14 protein-coding genes are annotated in these 18484 nt (G+C 61.9%); 10 read left to right on the top strand and 4 right to left on the bottom strand.

Annotation, left to right across the window (positions count from 1 at the left end):
• Positions 1-246: 246 nt before the first annotated feature.
• The 4 genes from HNO82_RS18320 to HNO82_RS18305 all read left to right on the top strand — a co-directional run bounded on the left by HNO82_RS18320 (position 247) and on the right by HNO82_RS18305 (position 5726).
• Positions 247-1734 (top strand): FAD-linked oxidase C-terminal domain-containing protein, encoded by a 1488-nt coding sequence (locus tag HNO82_RS18320; protein ID WP_175344684.1) that lies wholly within the window; start codon positions 247-249, stop codon positions 1732-1734.
• Positions 1735-1736: 2 nt separating this feature from the next.
• Positions 1737-2810 carry a glycolate oxidase subunit GlcE gene (gene glcE, locus HNO82_RS18315; RefSeq protein WP_249777043.1) on the top strand — a complete coding sequence of 358 codons (1074 nt, stop codon included), beginning with the start codon at positions 1737-1739 and terminating at the stop codon, positions 2808-2810.
• Positions 2811-2834: 24 nt separating this feature from the next.
• Positions 2835-4079, top strand: a complete 1245-nt coding sequence (gene glcF, locus HNO82_RS18310) for a glycolate oxidase subunit GlcF (protein ID WP_175344683.1) — start codon at positions 2835-2837, stop codon at positions 4077-4079.
• Between the two features lie 351 nt (positions 4080-4430).
• Complete coding sequence (locus tag HNO82_RS18305) at positions 4431-5726, top strand: dicarboxylate/amino acid:cation symporter (RefSeq protein ID WP_008331851.1); 1296 nt, start codon at positions 4431-4433, stop codon at positions 5724-5726.
• 81 nt (positions 5727-5807) lie between these two features.
• Here HNO82_RS18305 and HNO82_RS18300 read toward each other — a convergent pair whose 3' ends face one another.
• The 4 genes from HNO82_RS18300 to HNO82_RS18285 form a co-directional block, all read right to left on the bottom strand.
• The gene (locus tag HNO82_RS18300) at positions 5808-6260 is read right to left on the bottom strand and encodes a PPC domain-containing DNA-binding protein (protein WP_249777042.1); all 453 of its coding nucleotides are present in this window, start codon (positions 6258-6260) and stop codon (positions 5808-5810) included.
• 2 nt (positions 6261-6262) lie between these two features.
• Complete coding sequence (locus HNO82_RS18295) at positions 6263-6832, bottom strand: PPC domain-containing DNA-binding protein (protein ID WP_175344681.1); 570 nt, start codon at positions 6830-6832, stop codon at positions 6263-6265.
• Positions 6829-8445, bottom strand: a complete 1617-nt coding sequence (locus tag HNO82_RS18290) for an acyl-CoA synthetase (RefSeq protein ID WP_299530510.1) — start codon at positions 8443-8445, stop codon at positions 6829-6831. Before HNO82_RS18290 ends, HNO82_RS18295 begins: the two co-directional genes overlap by 4 nt.
• Positions 8446-8556: 111 nt before the next feature.
• Positions 8557-9738: an acetyl-CoA acetyltransferase gene (locus HNO82_RS18285; protein WP_008331847.1), complete on the bottom strand. Its 1182-nt coding sequence runs from the start codon at positions 9736-9738 to the stop codon at positions 8557-8559.
• Positions 9739-10502: 764 nt separating this feature from the next.
• Here HNO82_RS18285 and HNO82_RS18280 point away from each other — a divergent pair.
• The 6 genes from HNO82_RS18280 to HNO82_RS18255 form a co-directional block, all read left to right on the top strand.
• A complete protein-coding gene (locus HNO82_RS18280) occupies positions 10503-11537 on the top strand; it encodes a TRAP transporter substrate-binding protein (protein WP_034350964.1) in 1035 nt (344 codons plus the stop codon).
• A gap of 103 nt (positions 11538-11640) precedes the next feature.
• Positions 11641-13524, top strand: a complete 1884-nt coding sequence (locus HNO82_RS18275; RefSeq protein WP_175344680.1) for a TRAP transporter large permease — start codon at positions 11641-11643, stop codon at positions 13522-13524.
• Between the two features lie 109 nt (positions 13525-13633).
• Positions 13634-14404, top strand: coding sequence for an SDR family NAD(P)-dependent oxidoreductase (locus tag HNO82_RS18270; protein WP_008331842.1), 771 nt, complete (start codon positions 13634-13636; stop codon positions 14402-14404).
• 10 nt (positions 14405-14414) lie between these two features.
• Positions 14415-15215, top strand: coding sequence for an SDR family NAD(P)-dependent oxidoreductase (locus tag HNO82_RS18265; RefSeq protein ID WP_008331835.1), 801 nt, complete (start codon positions 14415-14417; stop codon positions 15213-15215).
• A 269-nt stretch (positions 15216-15484) separates the two neighbouring features.
• Positions 15485-17989 (top strand): T6SS effector BTH_I2691 family protein, encoded by a 2505-nt coding sequence (locus HNO82_RS18260; protein WP_175344679.1) that lies wholly within the window; start codon positions 15485-15487, stop codon positions 17987-17989.
• Positions 17990-17991: 2 nt separating this feature from the next.
• Positions 17992-18484: DUF6708 domain-containing protein (locus HNO82_RS18255; RefSeq protein WP_349627577.1), on the top strand; the 493-nt coding region annotated here is incomplete at its 3' end.

Below are 18484 nucleotides of genomic sequence, written 5' to 3'. Positions count from 1 at the left end.
GCCTTTGCATCACCCCTCCGGTCCGGCCGCCCTGAAAATAATTCACGGCGGCCGGAAATTCTTTTCAGTGGGCCGTCAGACAACAGGGGACCGTGCAGAGCGGCAAAATTCGTTACACTTGTCGGACTGAAAAAGCCCGCCCCATGCGGGTCGACAACAAACGAGACAGCGTGAGCCGCAGCACCGGATGCAAGAAGAGGGACATCCAGCGCCGCACGCCTGCCTAGCTTACCGCCGAGGTCCAGCATGAATGCTCCCGCCCAACCGTCCTTCGCGCCGGCCCGCCAGCGCGAAGTCGTCGATGCGCTACGCCGGGTCGTCCCCGCGCACTGCGTGCTGTTCGACGAGGAAGATACCCGCCCCTACGAATGCGACGGCCTGGCCGCCTATCGCCAGCTGCCCATGGTGGTGGTGCTGCCCGAGAACGAGGCGCAGGTCGTCGCCATCATGAAGACCTGCCACCAACTGCAGGTGCAGATCGTGCCGCGTGGTGCCGGCACCGGCCTCTCTGGTGGGGCCATGCCCATTGCCGATGGCGTGGTGGTCTCCACTGCCAAATTCAACCAGATCCTCAAGATGGACAAGTACTCGCGCACCGCCGTGGTCCAGCCCGGCGTGCGCAACCTGGCCATCTCCGAAGCGGCGGCCCCGCACGGCCTGTATTACGCGCCGGATCCGTCCTCGCAGATCGCCTGTTCCATCGGCGGCAACGTGGCGGAGAATTCGGGCGGCGTGCACTGCCTGAAATACGGCCTGACGGTGCATAACGTGCTGCGCGTACGCATGGTCACCATCGAGGGCGAAGTGGTGGAACTGGGCAGCGGCGCCTTGGATGCCCCGGGCCTGGACCTGCTGGCCGTCTTCATCGGTTCCGAAGGCATGCTGGGCGTGGTCACCGAAGTGACCGTCAAGCTGGTGCCCAAGCCGCAGGCGGCGCGCGTGATCATGGCCTCCTTCGACGACGTGGTCAAAGGCGGCAATGCGGTGGCCAACGTGATCGCCGCCGGCATCATCCCCGCCGGTCTGGAGATGATGGACAAGACCAGCTCGCGCATGGTCGAGCCGTTCGTGAAAGCCGGCTATGACATCGATGCCGAAGCCATCCTGCTGTGCGAATCCGACGGCACCGTGGAAGAAGTGGAAGAAGAAATCGGCCGCATGACCGACGTGCTCAACGCCAGCGGCGCGACGGCGATTGCCTGTTCGCAGTCGGAAGCCGAGCGCCTGCGCTTCTGGTCCGGCCGCAAGAATGCCTTCCCGGCGGCGGGCCGCATCTCGCCCGACTACTACTGCATGGATGGCACCATCCCGCGCAAGAAGCTGGCGCAGGTGTTGCTGGGCATCGCCGAGATGGAAAAGAAATACGGTCTGCGCTGCGCCAACGTTTTCCATGCGGGCGATGGCAACCTGCATCCGCTGATCCTCTTCGATGCCAACATCGCCGACGAATTCCACCGTGCCGAACTGTTCGGCGCCGAGATCCTGGAGTTGTGCGTGGAAGTGGGCGGCACCATCACCGGCGAACATGGCGTGGGCATCGAGAAGATCAACTCCATGTGCGTACAGTTTTCTCCCGCCGAGCGCGAGGCCTTCTTCAAGTTGAAGCGTGCCTTCGACCCGGCCTTCCTGCTCAATCCGGATAAAGCCATTCCCACCCTGCATCGCTGTGCCGAGTACGGCAAGATGCACGTGCAGCGCGGCCAGCTGCGCTTCCCCGATCTGCCGAGATTCTGACCATGCAAGCACAACAAGACATGGAGGCCGTGCTGGCCTCCTTCCGCGAACGCATCCTCTCCGGTCGCCCTCTGCAGATCCGTGGTGGCGGCACCAAGGACTGGTACGGACAAGAGCCCACCGGTGACGTGCTCGACACGCGCGCCTACCGCGGCATCATCGACTACGAGCCGACCGAGCTGGTCATCACCGCCCGCTGCGGCACATCGCTGGCCGAGATCGATGCCGCCCTGGCCGAGCACAATCAGATGCTGGCCTGGGAGCCGCCGCGCTTCGGCGGTGAGGCCACCCTCGGCGGCATGGTGGCTGCGGGTCTGTCCGGTCCCTCGCGCGCCAGTGCCGGCGCCGTGCGTGATTTCGTGCTGGGCGCCGTGCTGATGGATGCGCAGGGCGAGCAACTGCACTTTGGCGGACAGGTCATGAAGAACGTCGCCGGTTACGACATCTCGCGCCTGCTGGCCGGTTCGCTGGGCACGCTGGGCCTGATCCTGCAGGTCTCGCTGAAAGTATTGCCGCGACCGATTGCCAGCAGCACCCGCGTCTTCGAGATCAACCAGGAGGGCGCGCTGCGCCTGCTGAACCAGAGCGCAGGACAACCGCTGCCGCTGGTGGCCAGCGCCTGGGTCAACAATGTGCTCACCATCCGGTTGTCGGGCGCACAGGCCGCCGTGGATTCAGCAATCAAAAAGATGGGTGGCACCGAATTAAGCAATCCGGAAGATTACTGGACCGACCTGCGCGAGCAGACGCATCCCTTCTTCGCCGACCTGCAAGCCCCGCTGTGGCGTCTGTCCGTGCCGTCGGTGGCCCCGCCTATCGACCTGCCGGGCCGCCAGCTGATCGAGTGGGGCGGGGCACAGCGCTGGCTGCGTCCGGAATCCAATGTGGATGCCGTCGCCATCCGTGCCGCCGCACTGGCCGTCGGTGGTCACGCCAGCCTGCATCGCGGCGGTGACAAGGGCATCGGTGTCTTCCATCCCTTGCAGCCCGCGGTGGAAATGATTCATCGCCGTCTCAAGCAGCAATTCGACCCGCAGGGCATCTTCAATCCCGGCCGCCTGTACGCCAGCCTGTAAGCGCCTCTTTTCCAAGCGATCATCATGCAGACCAACTTGGCTGATTTCATCCGCAACACCCAGGCCGGCGAGGAAGCCGACAGCATCCTGCGTTCCTGCGTGCATTGCGGTTTCTGTACCGCCACTTGTCCCACCTATCAATTGCTGGGTGATGAACTGGACGGGCCACGCGGCCGCATCTATCTCATCAAGCAGGTGCTCGAAGGCAAGCCCGCCACGGCCGCCACGCAATCGCACCTGGACCGTTGCCTGACCTGCCGCAACTGCGAATCGACTTGCCCGTCCGGGGTGCAGTATGGACGACTGGTCGACATCGGCCGCAAGGTGGTGGAAGATCAGGTGCAGCGTCCCTTCGGCGAGCGCGTCTTGCGCACCGCCCTGAAGGAACTGGTGCCGCGCAAGTGGATCTTCCGTCCGGCCATGAAGGCGGGGCAGATGGTGCGCCCGCTGCTGCCCAAGCTGCTGCAGAACAAGGTGCCACTGCCGCAGGAGGCCGGAACCTGGCCCACGCGCACCCATGCGCGCCAGATGCTGCTGCTTGAAGGTTGCGTGCAGCCGTCGATGGCCCCCAACATCAACAGCGCCACTGCGCGCGTGCTCGATGCGCTCGGCGTGCAATTGTTCGCGCCGCCCAAGGCCGGCTGCTGCGGTGCCATCCGTTATCACCTCAATGATCAGGATGGCGGCCTGGACGACATGCGCCGCAATATCGACGCCTGGTGGCCCTACATCGAAGGCCGCGATGGTATCCGTGCCGATACCATCGTCATGAATGCCTCGGGCTGCGGTGCCACCGTCAAGGAATACGGCCACCTGCTGCAACACGATCCGGACTATGCCGAGAAGGCGCGCCGCATCTCCCACATGACGCGCGACATCAGCGAGATCCTGCCCGAGTTCGAACAGCAGCTGCAGCACAAGCTCAGGGATTTCAACGGCAAGCGCGTGGCCTATCATCCGCCCTGTACCCTGCAGCATGGCCAGAAGATCCGCGGCAAGGTCGAAGGCATCCTGCGCGCGGCCGGCGTGGATGTACAACTTTGTGCCGACAGCCATCTCTGCTGCGGTTCGGCGGGGACTTATTCGGTATTGCAACCGGAGCTGTCCTATCGTCTGCGCGACAACAAGATCAGCAAGCTGCAGGCCACCGATCCGGACATGATCGTCACCGGCAACATCGGTTGCGTCACGCACCTGCAATCCGGTACCGAGACCCCGGTGCGACACTGGATCGAATTGCTGGACGCCGCCCTGCAAGCACCTTCCTGACGATGCGCTGACACTCGTCCGGTCCGAGTGAAGTTTCCCGCAACACAACACCAGCCCCGCTTTGCGGGGTTTTTTTGTGCCTGTTTGTGGGCTTTTTGATCACCCCCGAGGCATTTTGACCCTATTTATTCGATGCGGCTTGACGGCAAGGGGCATAAGTCAATAAGCTTCGTCCTTTTTTCCGCGCGGCGGGAAAAAACGGTCAGAGTTTCTCATCAGAAACTGACGATTTCTGACCATCCAAAAGCATGGCGCCCCTGTCACCGCACCGGCCGGCGCCGCCCGCAAGCCATACATCATCGTCCTCTCACCGGTACCTGGTGCCGGTGGCGAGCGAGGGCAGGAGAACACATGAACAAACGCATTCCACAAGCCGCCTACATTTTTGCAGCCATGCTGCTGGGCATCCTGGTCGGCTATCTGATTTTCAACCACTACGGCAAGGATGAGGCCAAGGAGTTGGCCGGCTACGTCTCGATTGCCTCGGACCTGTTCCTGCGCCTCATCAAGATGGTCATTGCACCGCTGGTGTTCTCGACCCTGGTGGTGGGCATCGCCCATATGGGGGATGCCAAGTCGGTGGGCCGCATCTTCGGCAAGTCGCTGGCCTGGTTCTTCATCGCCTCGCTGGTCTCGCTGGCGCTGGGCATGATCATGGCCAACCTGCTGCAACCGGGTGCCGGCGTGGCGCTGCCTTCGCCGGATGCTGCCGGTGCGGGCTTGGCCACCGGCAAGTTCACGGTCAAGGAATTCTTCAACCACCTGGTACCCAAGTCGATTGTGGAAGCCATGGCGCAGAACGAAATCCTGCAGGTGGTGGTGTTCTCGATGTTCTTCGGCATCGCCCTGGCGGCCCTGGGGGAGCGTGGCAAGCACCTGCTGGCCGTCATCGACGACCTCTCGCACACCATGCTCAAGATCACGGTCTACGTCATGAAGTTCGCACCCGTGGCCGTGTTTGCCGCCATGGCGGCAACGGTTGCCGTCAATGGTCTCGACATCCTGGTCAGTTTCGCGGTCTTCATGCGTGACTTCTATTTCTCGCTGGTGCTGCTGTGGTTGCTGCTCATTGCGGTGGGCTTCGTGTTCCTGAAGAAGCGCATCTTCCATCTGCTGGCCCTGATCAAGGAAGCCTTCCTGCTGGCCTTTGCCACCGCCAGCTCGGAAGCGGCCTATCCCAAGCTGCTGGATGCGCTGGATCGCTTCGGTGTCAAGCGCAAGATTTCCAGCTTTGTCATGCCGATGGGGTATTCCTTCAACCTCGATGGTTCGATGATCTACTGCACCTTCGCCACGCTCTTCATCGCCCAGGCCTATGGCATCCACATGCCCATCTCCACCCAGATCACCATGATGCTGGTGCTCATGCTGACCTCCAAGGGCATTGCCGGCGTGCCGCGCGCTTCGCTGGTGGTGATTGCCGCGACCCTGCACCAGTTCAACATTCCGGAAGCGGGCCTCTTGGTGATCCTGGGCATCGATACCTTCCTCGACATGGGCCGTTCGGCCACCAACGCAGTGGGCAACTCGATCGCTTCGGCCGTGGTCGCCAAGTGGGAAGGCGGGCTGCTGAGCGAAGAAGAAGCAGCGCGCGCCGAAGTCGAGATCGAACAGGAAGCCGAAGCCACGCTGCATACGGAAGCCTGATTCGGTAGTTAGTTCAAGAATTGAACAATGCCGCCCGCTGATGAGCCGGGCGGCATTTTTCATGGGAGCAAGGAAAGTGATTCAGGCCGGCAGCGCTTCGGATTGCTTGACCGCAATCCATTCCTGCAAGGTGATCTCGATGGTGATGAAAGAGAGATTGGCACCGCGCACGAAGCGACCGGCAAAGATGCGCCCCTCCGTATCGGCCACCACGCCTTGCAGCGGATGCGCGCTGGCAGGTCCATCGGCAAATCCGATTTCGCCGAACACATTGAGGATTTCCACCCCCGGCCCGTTGATCTCCATCTCGCGCAGACCGGTCGGCGTGGCGTATTGCAGATGGGCATCGATGAGGCTGCCGATGGCACCCCGCACGATGGCCTTGTCCATGCCGTGCTGGCGGCACAGCGCTTCCACGCTTTCGGTGAGGTCCTGGTTGGGTTTGAGGCGGGCCATCACCAGCTTGCCGAGCTGGCCCTGTTCTACGTGGATGTGGTCGTCAAGGGAGTCGCTGTCATGGGCGGGGTGCGTCATCATCATTCCATGGGTGTCGGATGCAATAGACTGAAGTGCGTCTCTTCATCGCTGTTGACGACGAAGGCGCTGCGGGAGAACAGGCACAGGCGCAGGATGAGCGGATCGTCGCCCACCTCCACCGTGTCGAGCAGCAGATGGCCGCCATGCAGCGTGCCATCGCCATCGATGAAACCTGAGTGGCAATGCAGTAAAACTTTTCCGTCGGCGTTCTGGCCGATGGTGATGGCGCCGGTCACGAAGCTGATGACGCCTTCCAATACATGCGGTGGTCCATAGTCATAAGGCCGGCTGGGGTCGCCGGTCTGTTCGATGCGGTGGTAATGCAGGCGTCGCGCGGTCCCGCCGCACAGCCGCCCGACGCCGCCGCGCTGGCCATAGCGTGCCAGCACGCGGCGCAAGGCCGGGCCGACCGGGGTGCCGGGTTGCAGGGTGATACGAAGTTCCTCGGCGGGGTCGGCCTCCAGGTCCAGCGTGCGCGGATAGCTCGGCTGGCCTGCATGAAGGAATTTGCGCACCGCCAGGAAACCGGCGCTGGCCGTGGTCTCGCCAGGTTTGCTGGAGAGTTTCATAGACGGTAGTCGCCCTGCTCTTCCAGCAGCGCCTTGATCTGTTTCTTGACGATCTTGCCGTAGCCCGACTTGGGCATGCTGTCCCAGTAGACGAAACGGCGTGGCCACTTGTACTTGCCGATGCGCGTCTCCAGATGCGCCAGCAAGGCTTCGCCATCGACCTGCTGACCTGCCTTGCAGACGATCACCGCCAGCCCGCTTTCGCCCCACTTGGGATCGGGTACGCCCAGCACGGCCACTTCGGAGACCGCCGGGTGCGTCAGCAGGGCTTCCTCGATCTCGCGCGGATAGACGTTGGAGCCGCCCGAGATGTACATGTCCGAAGAGCGTCCGGTGATGTAGAGGAAGCCATCCCGGTCCACATGCCCGAGGTCGCCGGTATGGAACCAGTCATGCTTGAAGGCCTTGGCATTGGCCTCGGGATTGTTGTGATAGCCCATGAAGACGGCCGGTCCGCGCACGCAGATTTCGCCGGTCTCGAAGGGGGCCAGTTCCTGACCGTCGTCATTGAGGATGGCGATCTGCATGCCGGTGCGCGGCATGCCGCAGGTCCCTACGCGCGCCTGCGGATGGGCGTCATCCTCGAAGTGCAGGTAAGGCGGCAGGAAGGTGATGTTGCCGGTCACTTCGCCCAGGCCGTAATACTGCACCAGCACCTTGCCCAGCTTCTTCAATGCGTGGACCTGGTCGGCGCGATACATGGGCGCACCGGCATAGATGACGTGTTTCAGCGAGCTGTGGTCGTAGCGGTCGACGGACTCATCCTCGACCAGGATCTTGACGATGGTGGGCACCGTGAAGAGATTGTCCACCTTGTATTTCTCCACCAGCTGCCAGGCTTCCTCGACCACCAGCCGTTCGGACGAGAGCAGGATGCTGGCCGCACCGCGCGCGGTATTGACCACGGCATGCACGCCTGCGCCGTGCGACAGCGGTGCCACTACCAGCGAGCGCGATTGATGCGTGAGGCCCGGCATCAGGTCGGCCAGGTGATTGGTGACCACGAAGGCCATCTGGCCATGCGAGAGCATCCCCGCCTTGGGATGACCCGTGGTGCCGGAGGTGTAGAAGAACCACAGCGGATCGTCGTAATCGACTTCGGCCTCGGGGAAGGACTCGCCGCTGCCATCGGCCACCAGCGCTTCGTAATCGAGTTCGCCCGGCCGTGCGTCGGCCAGGGCCACCACGTGTTCGAGTGCCGGCGAGGCGGATTTCACCGCGTCGACATACTGCGCGAAACCACGGTCATACAGCATCACGCAGGCGCCGCTGGACTGGCCCAGATAAGCGGCCTCGGGCGGCGTGATGCGGAAATTGGTCGGCACCCAGACCACGCCCATCTTGAAGGCGGCCCAGGCACTCTCGAAGATCTGCTGGTTGTTGCGTGAGTGGACCAGCATCTTGTCGCCCTTCTTGACGCCACGACGGGTGAGGGCGTGCGCCAGCGCATCGACGCGGGCATTGATCTCGCGCCAGCAGATCAGGCGGTCACTGCCATCGGCGGCGCCTTGTGCCAGGATCAGTCCCGGCTCTTCCGGAAAGCGGCGCGCCACATCCGAGAGCAGGCGGCCCAGGTTCATCACTTTGCTTAACATCGTCTCACTCGTCCCGATTTTTCTAAAGGAAATTGGCGTGCTGTCTTGTTCTCGTTTTTTTGCACATTACTTCATGCGGCGCGCCGCCAGCTCACGGCTGGACGGCGCGCCGGCGCATCACATGCGCTTTTAGTTCACACGCTCCAGAATGCTCACATAGTTGGCCACGGCCGCACCGCCCATGTTGAACACACCGGCATAGCGCGCATTGGCAATCTGCATGTCACCCGCATCATGGGACGCCTGCATGGCTGCCATCACGTGCATCGACACCCCGGTAGCGCCGACCGGATGGCCCTTGGACTTCAGCCCGCCCGAGGGATTGACCGGCAGCTTGCCATCCTTGGCGGTGATGCCTTCGGCAATCACGCGCGCGCCCTGGCCGTGCGGGGCCAGGCCCATGGCTTCGTATTCCAGCAACTCGGCCACGGTGAAGCAGTCGTGCGTTTCCACCAGCGACAGATCATTGAGGCTCAGGCTGGCCTCACCCAGCGCTTTTTTCCAGGCCAGCTCGGCGGCCTCGAAGCGGGTCGGGTCGCGACGCGACAGCGGCAGGAAATCATTGACATGCACCGCTGCCCGGAACTGCACGGCACGCGGCATGGACCTGGCCACATCGGCGGCGCTGATGACCAGAGCGGCGGCACCATCGGAAATGAGCGAGCAGTCGGTGCGCTTGAGCGGTCCGGCCACGAAGGGATTTTTCTCGGAGACCGTGCGGCAGAACTCGAAGCCGAAATCCTTGCGCATGTGGGCGTAGGGATTGACCATGCCGTTCTTGTGATTCTTGGCCGCGATCTGCGCCAGCGCGTCGGACTGGTCGCCGAAGCGGTCAAAGTAGCTCTGCGCGATCTTGCCGAAAACGCCCGCAAAACCGCCCGGGATGCCCGCTTCTTCCTTGGCGTAGCAGGCCTTGAGCAGCACCTCGCCCACCTGCGGTGTGGCCAGCTCGGTCATCTTCTCGAAGCCGATCACCAGCACGTGCTTCGATTGCCCGGCCTTGATCGCCTGCAGGCCCGAATGGATGGCCGCCGATCCGGTGGCGCAGGCATTCTCCAGGCGCGTGGCCGGCTTGAAGCGCAGTTGCGGCAGCGTGTTCATGACCAGCGAGGAAGGAAAGTCCTGGTACAGGAAACCGGCATTGAAGGTGCCGAAGTGGATCGAATCGATGTCTTCCGGTTGCAGTCCCGCGTGCTCGATGGCGGCCTTGGCGACCTGGCCGATCAGCACTTCCGGATCGATGCCGTCGAGCTTGCCGAATTGCGAATGGTTCCAGCCGGTGATGCAGGGTGAGGATGCAGAAACAGTCATGGGGTGTCCTTGTTTCCGTCTTGGACGGGGTCGATGGAGCAGGGGCGCTCCGTTGTTACACACAGGGGCAATATGCAAAATCGGTGCCACGCGCAGGACCGCTCGCTTCACCGCATGCAGCCGGTGTCGAGCATCCCTGGCCTGGGCATCGCACAACCGTTGCCGGCCAAACCGCTGCCATGCGCCGGCCTGCATCTTGCCCGTCTCCTGGGCGGTCCGGCGCAAAGCCGCGCCGGGTCTCGCTTTGTTGTTGATGTTGATGGGGGCTGAGGTGTCCGTCAGGCCCTCCCTGTCATTCCCGACATGCGGGAAAAACCGGAGCGGACAGGGCAGCCTCCACCGACCGCATGAAGATAGCACGTACTTTACGTTAACGTAAATCATTGCGCTGCAGCAGCCAGGCAGAAGCGTTTGTTGCCGGTGGGCAGCATGCACAGGTGTCGACGGTTGCGACACTGTAGCGACAGTCCTGCGACAGGTGTCGCAGCAAGGATGCGTACAAATAAATGTTGGCCAGCGTGATTGCGTGCTTGTACTGGGCCGCCCTTATCGCAGAGAATACAGGCGCAGTGCCGATGAGGAGGGAACACTGCCACGCCGCCGCGGGAGCATCGGGGGGCTTGGCATCCAACTTGCTCTATCGCTGCACAGGCAGTGTTGACCACCCGGCACAGGGAGCTGCACGCCCGATCTGGCGGCCCTGTGTGGTCGTGCCGGATTCAGCAATGTTCAAAATTACAAACAGACAAACAGGAGACAAGCAGATGGAACAATCCACTGGCAAGTTCACGCGCCGCCATTTTTTGAAGACCGCCTCGGTCGCTTCGGCGGCTGCCGCTACCGGCCTGGTATCGACGTCGGCCCATGCGGCCGAGTTCACCTTCAAGTACGCCAACAATCTGCCGGTCACTCACCCGATGAATGCGCGCGCCAAGGAAATGGCCGCCGCCATCGCGGAACAATCCAAGGGCCGCATCGAACTGCAGCTTTACCCCAACAACCAGCTGGGTACCGACACCGACATGCTCTCGCAGGTGCGTGCCGGTGCCATTGATTTCTTCACGCTCTCGCCGCTGATTCTGGGTACGCTGGTGCCTGCTGCGCAGATTTCCGGCATCGGTTTTGCCTTCAAGGATTACAGCCAGGTCTGGCCCGCCATGGATGGCGAACTGGGCGCACACGTACGCAAGCAGATCGAAGCCCGCTCCACGCTGTTCGCCTTCGAGAAGATCTGGGACAACGGCTATCGCCAGATCACCAACAGCACCAAGCCCATCAAGACCGCCGACGACCTCAAGGGCATGAAACTGCGGGTACCGCCGAGCCCGCTGTGGACCTCGATGTTCAAGGCCTTCGATGCGGCGCCGACCTCGATCAACTTCGCCGAAGTCTATTCGGCCCTGCAGACCAAGATCGTGGAAGGCCAGGAAAACCCCATGGCCATCATCTCCACCGCCAAGCTCTACGAAGTACAGAAGTACTGCTCCATCACCAACCACATGTGGGATGGTTTCTGGTTCCTGGGCAACAAGAAATCCTTCGAACGTCTGCCCAAGGATCTGCAGGAGATGATGGCGCGCGTCATCAACGAAGCCGGCATGAACCAGCGCGTCGACGTGCGCAAGCTCAATGATTCGCTGGTCGACGAAATGAAGGGCAAAGGCTTGGCCTTCAACAATGCCGATGCCGATTCCTTCCGCGCCAAGCTGCGCGCGGCCGGCTTCTATGCCGAGTGGAAGAAGAAGTTCGGCGACGAGCCCTGGGCCCTGCTGGAGAAGTACACCGGCAAGCTGGCCTGACCGGCCCGTTCGCCGGGGCTCGTGAAGGCATGAGCCCCGGTGCGATGGGGGCGGCATCGTCGATGCTGTCCCTGTCGCCCTGAATCCATTTCGCTGGAGCTTGATGATGGAAGCTGCAATGACTTACCGCGCCCCGGTCAACATGAACCCGGCAGCGCGCGCCCTGGTCGCATTCAATCGCATGGTGATGCACGTGGTCGGCGCGGTGGCGGCGGCCCTGGTGCTGGCCGAGACCGTGGTGCTGCTCACGGGCGTGATCTACCGCTATGCCCTGCATGATCCCCTGGTATGGTCCGATGAACTGGCCTCGATTCTCTTCATCTGGTTGTCGATGCTGGGCGCGGTGCTGGCGCTGGATCGCGGCGAGCACATGCGGCTCACCGCCATCATCAACAAATGTTCCGAGAAGGGCCGCATCTGGCTGGAAACGGTGGCCGCGCTGGTGGTCTGCATCTTCGTGCTGATGGTGATCCATCCCGCCGTGGACCACGCGGTGGAACAGATGCCCATCACCACACCGGCCCTGGAAATTCCCGACGGCTTGCGTGCGGCAGCCTTGCCGGTTGGCGCCATCCTGATGCTGCTGGCGGCGGTCTCGCGCATGGCGGCCATGACCACGATGCGCCTGCTGCTGTCGGCGCTGGCCGTGGTGGCCGTGATCGGTGGCGCACTGTGGCTGGCCAAGCCCATGCTGCTGGGCATGGGCAATTACAACCTGATCGTGTTCTTCGTGTTGCTCATCGGTGTATGCGTGGCCGGTGGCATCCCCATTGCCTTTGCCTTCGGCACGGCCACCATGGCGTACCTGGCGCTGGCCACGACGGCACCGCTGATGATCGTGGTCAGCCGCATGGACGAAGGCATGTCCAGCCTGATCCTGTTGTCGGTGCCGCTGTTCGTGCTGCTCGGGTCGTTGCTGGAAATGTCGGGCCTGGCCAAGACCCTGATCGACTTCATGGCCGCGCTGCTGGGCCACGTGCGCGGCGGCCTGCAATACGTGCTGCTGGGCGCGATGTTCCTGGTCTCCGGCATTTCCGGTTCCAAGGCGGCAGACATGGCGGCCATTGCTCCGGCGCTGTTCCCCGAGATGAAGAAGCGCGGCTCCAAGCCGGAAGAACTGGTGGCACTGCTCTCGTCCTCCGGCGCCATGACCGAGACCATTCCGCCCAGCCTGGTGTTGATCACCATCGGCGCGGTCTGCAGCGTATCGATCACGGCACTGTTCATCGGTGGCCTCATGCCGGCGGCCATCGCCACCATCGCCATCGCCGTGGTGTGCTGGATGCGTGCGCGCCGCGAGCCGATGCCGGATGTCAAGCGCGCCCCGGTCTCGCTCATCCTCAAGACCCTGATCACCGCGCTGCCGGCGCTGGCGCTGCCCATGTTGATCCGCGTGGCCGTCATCGAGGGGGTCGCCACGGCCACCGAAGTGGCCACCATCGGCGTGGCCTATACGGTAGTGGTCGGGCTGATCATGCACCTGTTCTTGAAGCACCTGAACTTCAGGCGTCTCTATCCGATGCTGGTCGAGTCCGCCGCCTTGTCGGGTGCGATCCTGCTCATCATCGGCATGGCTACCGCGATGGCCTGGGCGCTCACGCAGTCGGGCTTCTCGGCCAAGTTGGTGGGTCTGATGCAGGGCGTGCCGGGAGGCGGGGTCGGGTTCCTCTTGATCACCATCGTCATCTTCATCGTGCTGGGCAGTTTGCTGGAAGGCATTCCCGCCATCGTGCTGTTCGGGCCGCTGCTGTTCCCGGTGGCACGTTCGCTGGGGGTGCATGACGTGCACTACGCGATGGTGGTGATCCTGTCCATGGGCATCGGCCTGTTCGCACCGCCCTTCGGTGTGGGCTTCTATGCCGCCTGCGCCATCGGCAAGGTGTCGCCGGACGGCGTCTTCAACCGGGTCTGGGGCTATCTGGCCGCGCTGGTGGTGGCGCTTCTGGTGGTGGCCTTCGTGCCCTGGATTTCCATCGGTTTCCTCTGATCCCCTCACCAGTCGTCCGAGCGATCGGGAAGCTTCCATGATTGACCTGCCCTAATTAAAAACGGCGGCCCCACCTCCTTGCGGGGCCGTCCCAATCCACGGAGACAATATGAATCGCAATGAGAGCGGCGCCCGCGTGGCGCTCGTGACGGGCGGAGCCATGGGCATCGGCGCCAGCATTTCGCAACAACTGGCGGCCAAAGGGCACATCGTCCTGGTCGCTGACATCAACCTGGAGGCGGCCACCCAGACCGCCGACGCACTGGTGGCCGCCGGCCATCGGGCGGCCCCGCTGCAAATGGATCTCGGCAGCCCCGAGTCGATTGCGCAGGCCTTCGCCCACATCGAGAAGGACTATGGGCGCTGCGACGTGCTGGTCAACAATGCCGGCGTGGCACGCACCTATTCCTTCCTCGACTATCCGCTGGAGAACTGGTTGCAGACCATGAACGTCAACGTCACCGGCGTGCTGCTGGCAGGCCAGCAGGCGGCGCGTCTGATGCTCAGGCAAGGATGGGGACGCATCGTCAATATCTCGTCCATCTCGGGCATTCGTGCGGGCGCCGGGCGCACCGCCTATGGCACCTCCAAGGCCGCCGTCATCGGACTGACGCGCCAGATGGCCATCGAGCTGGCGCAATACGGCATCACCGTCAACAGCGTTGCGCCCGGTCCGGTCGATACGCCCATGACCCAGGCCATGCACTCGGAGCAGACGCGCCAGAGCTACTATCGCCTGGTCCCCATGCGCCGTTATGGCACCACCGATGAGATCGCCTCGGCCGTCTGTTATCTGGCCGCTGAAGAATCAGCCTATATCACCGGCCACGTGATACCGGTCGATGGGGGCTTCGTCGCCGGCGGCGTACTGGAAATCTGAGGGGACGTGCATGGACAAGCTCATGCAAGGCAAGGCCATCATCGTCACCGGCGCCGGTTCGGTCGGCGCGGGCTGGGGCAATGGCAAGGCTGCCGCCGTGCTGTATGCGCGCGAGGGCGGGCGGGTGCTGGCGGTGGACCGCAGCATCGAGGCCGCCATGCAGACGCAGGACATCATCCGCAGCGAGGGGGGCGTGTGTGAAGTGCTGGCCGCCGATGTCTCGCGCAGTGCTGATGTGAAGGCCATGGCGGAGGCGGCCATGGATCATTTCGGTCGGGTCGACGTGCTGCACAACAATGTGGGCATCGCCGAGGTGGGCGGCCCGGTGGAAACCAGTGAAGAGAGCTGGAACCGGCTGGTGGCGGTCAACCAGACCAGCCTGTTCCTGACGCACAAGCATGTGCTGCCGATCATGGAGCGGCAGGGCAAGGGGGCCATCGTCAATATCTCGTCGCTGGCGGCCTTGCGCTGGATCGGTTTTCCCTACCTGGGTTATACCGCGACCAAGGCGGCCATCCTCGCCTTCACCAAGAACGTGGCGATGCAGTATGCGCCCATGGGCATCCGCGCCAATTGCGTGCTGCCCGGCATGATGGATACGCCCATGATCCGCGAACCGCTCAAGGCCTCCTATGGCGGCGATGTCGAAGAGATGCGCGCCAGGCGCAATGCACAGTGTCCGATGGGCTTCATGGGGGATGCCTGGGATGTGGCGCATGCCGCGCTGTTCCTCGCTTCCGACAACGCGCGCTACATCACGGGGCTGGACATGATCGTCGATGGTGGCCTGTCGCTGCGCTGTGCGGGGTGAGCCGCCGGGTGCGACATTTGTTTGTTGACCACGGACAGGCGGGCGTGGAAGCCGACCTGCCGCGGTTTGATGCCCGGGCGTCCAAGAGCGTCCGGGTTTTTTTCTTCTGAGCATATTGGCCGACTGCGTGTGCTCAACATTAAATGCTTGGGATTTCTCGTAGTATTTCAACAGACGTGAGCATGTCGTCATGCAAACATCTGCGTTTTTCTTTTCAGCCTGTACTGGTCAAGTGCCGGAGGGACTGATGATTCAACAGGAACGCAGCGATGTTGACATGCAGTTATTGCGACAAAAAAGGCTTGCTGATCTATCCGGTCCGCTATGCCGTGGCCAGTCCGTATGGCGCGCAGGCTGTGCCTGCGATTTCCGGCAATTTCAGAATCGAAGGCGCGCCCCGGCAGATCGGCGAAGCACGTTATACCTTGCGGGCTCCAAGGCCCGGCTATCTCTATGCCTACGACGAGTGTCGCGCACGGCTCAAGGCCTACGTCGTGATGCCTACCGGGCATCTGTGGAATTTTCCGCTGGAATACAACCCTCCCCATCCGGGGCGCATACCCTTCTCCTGCGTGGACCCCGGAGAAATCGTACGGGCTTATTGCGTCGACATCGCCCATACGCCCCACGATCCTGCTACCCGGCTATGGATAGGCTGGTCCAATACGGCTTGGACCAAGGCTTTGCAAAAGAAAGTCAGCGAAACGGGCTGGCGCAGGAAGCACATGCAGTGCATCGATGTGGCGGCCATGCTGGCTGGTACGGCACCGCATGCGGGAGAGTTCAACGCCTGCAAGGAACAGGTGGCTCATTTTGCCGCTGATACGGGCGAGATGGCGCGGGCCTTTTCGTTCAGCAACACGCCGCCGGCAGAGGAGAACAAGCGTCACGCATGGGCTGGCAAGATGGCCGACATCATGGCCGCCCAGGCCCCGCATCACAAGGGTTACGTGGTCGCCATCAATGATCCGGTGGGCCTCGTCAATGACCTGAGCGAACTGTGCGTTCCGGGCCTTGCGGCCGGTTTCGATGAAAAGCTCTACCAGGCCAAGACCATCGCCGACCTGCTGGCGATGACCGAACAAGGGGTACGGCGTGAAGCACGCAATGCTGTCGTGTTTGACGCCAAGGTGGCGCAGATGGCGGAGAACCATCCTGACGGCGATACTTATGGCAGCCTCAAGACTGTATGGCGCGTCGTCCAGGCTGGCGGCCCTGCAAGCTACGCCCGCAAGCAGAGCGAGAAGCGCAAGAAATATGGCGTTGATCAGGCAGCGCGCCAACAGGCGGCCGAAGATGAGGCCTGGCATGAATTGACCCATGATGATGGCAAGCCGACGCTGGACCAACAAAAGCTCAGAGCGTTTCCCGCCATCTATGACGCTGCATTGAAGGCATTCGAGCCCCGCTTTCTCAAGCTGGTGACAGCCCATGTCGCATGGCTCAAGAGCGAGCAACTGGCCAACTGGATGGAGGGCGTACATGATGTCAACGACATTCGCAGCGGTCACGCCTACAGCGAGTCGCTGGCGCAATGTATCGGCAAGGCGGTTGCGTCGCAAGCTTGTCAGGATCAGCTGGCGCTTTGGCTGTCCCGGAGCAGTCTCTCCGATCCGGCCAATCTGTATGGACGCGCGCTCCTCTACAACCAGGAAGACCTGATTGCAGCCACCGAGTCGCAACTCAAGGGCAGCGATATCCAGTTCGAAAATATCCTCAATCTCTACAAGGGGGCCGTAGCCCGGCTTGACGCCACCCCGTACGCACCGCAGCTGATCGACCGCCTTGCACTGACGACGGCCAATGTGATCGGCAAGCGTCTCAATGACGCCAGCCGGGGCGTGGCGCATTCTCTGGCGATGATCCACGTGCATCTGCTGGCGGGAGTGACGATCAAGGCCAGCAACATGAGTGCTGCTGATGTGTCGCGCTGGGCGATTGAACAGGCTAAAGCCCAAGGCATCGAACTGAAGACGAATCGGCAGCAGACCAGGAGTGATGCCTATCACCAGGCCAAGGGAGCAGTCAGGAGTTCGGCAATGGGGCGGCGCATGATTGCCTATGAACTCGACATCGCCAGCTTGGAACGGGAGGGGCGCATCGCCGCAGGGAGCATCAAGGGTATCGCCATTCCCGATATCGCGCTGGCGCAGAAGTGGCTGGGATCCTCGGTGCCAGCTGAATTCAAGCTGGGGGTGGCGACCACGCTCGTGCAGATGCTGGCGTTGAACTTCGCGATGGATGATCTGGCCCACAATGACCAGTTCAATGAACGGGAGACCCAGGTCAAGGCAGCATTGGCGGCTGTCAGCCTGACTGCCACGCTTGTTGAGACGGTGGCGACCAGTGTGCAGAAATCGGGGGAACATCCGCTGGGGGCGTTCATCCTCAGGCAATGGGCGGTCAGCGATACGTTGGTTCGGGCGGGTATTCAGGCGGCCCGCTTTATAGGGATGTTTGCGGGTGTGTTGGCTGGTGCTTACGATATTGTTTTCAGCGCGCGTGCTGCTTTTGGAGAGCAGAAGCAATTCCTTGGTTGGCTGTATCTGGCCAACGGTGCGCTCGGCAGCGTAATTGCCATTGCAGCCTACAACGCCATCGGATCCATTTTTTGGCCACTTCTGATTGCATCTTTCTTGGTGGCGATTGCGATAGCGTTGGTAAACGACAGTGCGCTAAAAACTTGGATATCTCATTGTGAATTTGGACGTGGAGAAAAATATGGATCATTCGACGCGCAGTTAAAGGCATATCGAAATGCAGTTGGGGGCTAGAAATGGATGAACGCATCTTTCAGTTTAAAGCTGGTCGCCCCATTCCCGAATGGGATCTGAAGCATCGCTTACCCATCAACAACCCTGTTGGTCCGGAGTGCCAAGATACAAGTACCGTCTTCCGGATCAATTCGACTTTTATGGATGTAACAGACCAGCCATACAGAGAAAGGCAGTGGCTGGCCGGAGGCGTCCTGGTCTCTTGTTTAGGGGTGGCCGGGGGAATGTGGAGCTACTACCTGACGAGAGTGCTGTATCCGGATGCCGGTGGAATTCTGGGTGACCTGTATTGCCTGGTCATTACGTTTCTGTTCGGCTACTTCGCTTTCCGGCACGGAAGAGACGAATTTTTTTCACTTAAGCGCCGTCCCATCCGTTTCAATCGTAAAGAGAAAAAACTCTACGCCATTCGGCGTCGCCGGTTCTTCGCCAAGCCTGGTCAAGGCGATATCACATGGGAAGTCCCTTGGGATGAAAACGCCATATTCTGCATTC

Origin of the sequence: Herbaspirillum sp. C9C3, assembly GCF_013359625.1 — a bacterium.
In the GTDB taxonomy this organism is placed as follows: domain Bacteria; phylum Pseudomonadota; class Gammaproteobacteria; order Burkholderiales; family Burkholderiaceae_D; genus Herbaspirillum.
The sequence above is the reverse complement of the archived record's forward strand: the minus strand, read 5'-3'. Positions and strand labels throughout refer to the sequence as shown.

Bases quoted from the DNA above. Each gene is read 5' to 3' on its own strand.
- HNO82_RS18320 (WP_175344684.1), top strand. From the start codon at position 247: ATGAATGCTCCCGCCCAACCGTCCTTCGCGCCGGCCCGCCAGCGCGAA.
- glcE (WP_249777043.1), top strand. From the start codon at position 1,737: ATGCAAGCACAACAAGACATGGAGGCCGTGCTGGCCTCCTTCCGCGAA.
- glcF (WP_175344683.1), top strand. From the start codon at position 2,835: ATGCAGACCAACTTGGCTGATTTCATCCGCAACACCCAGGCCGGCGAG.
- HNO82_RS18305 (WP_008331851.1), top strand. From the start codon at position 4,431: ATGAACAAACGCATTCCACAAGCCGCCTACATTTTTGCAGCCATGCTG.
- HNO82_RS18300 (WP_249777042.1), bottom strand. From the start codon at position 6,260: ATGACGCACCCCGCCCATGACAGCGACTCCCTTGACGACCACATCCAC.
- HNO82_RS18295 (WP_175344681.1), bottom strand. From the start codon at position 6,832: ATGAAACTCTCCAGCAAACCTGGCGAGACCACGGCCAGCGCCGGTTTC.
- HNO82_RS18285 (WP_008331847.1), bottom strand. From the start codon at position 9,738: ATGACTGTTTCTGCATCCTCACCCTGCATCACCGGCTGGAACCATTCG.
- HNO82_RS18280 (WP_034350964.1), top strand. From the start codon at position 10,503: ATGGAACAATCCACTGGCAAGTTCACGCGCCGCCATTTTTTGAAGACC.
- HNO82_RS18275 (WP_175344680.1), top strand. From the start codon at position 11,641: ATGATGGAAGCTGCAATGACTTACCGCGCCCCGGTCAACATGAACCCG.
- HNO82_RS18270 (WP_008331842.1), top strand. From the start codon at position 13,634: ATGAATCGCAATGAGAGCGGCGCCCGCGTGGCGCTCGTGACGGGCGGA.
- HNO82_RS18265 (WP_008331835.1), top strand. From the start codon at position 14,415: ATGGACAAGCTCATGCAAGGCAAGGCCATCATCGTCACCGGCGCCGGT.
- HNO82_RS18260 (WP_175344679.1), top strand. From the start codon at position 15,485: ATGTTGACATGCAGTTATTGCGACAAAAAAGGCTTGCTGATCTATCCG.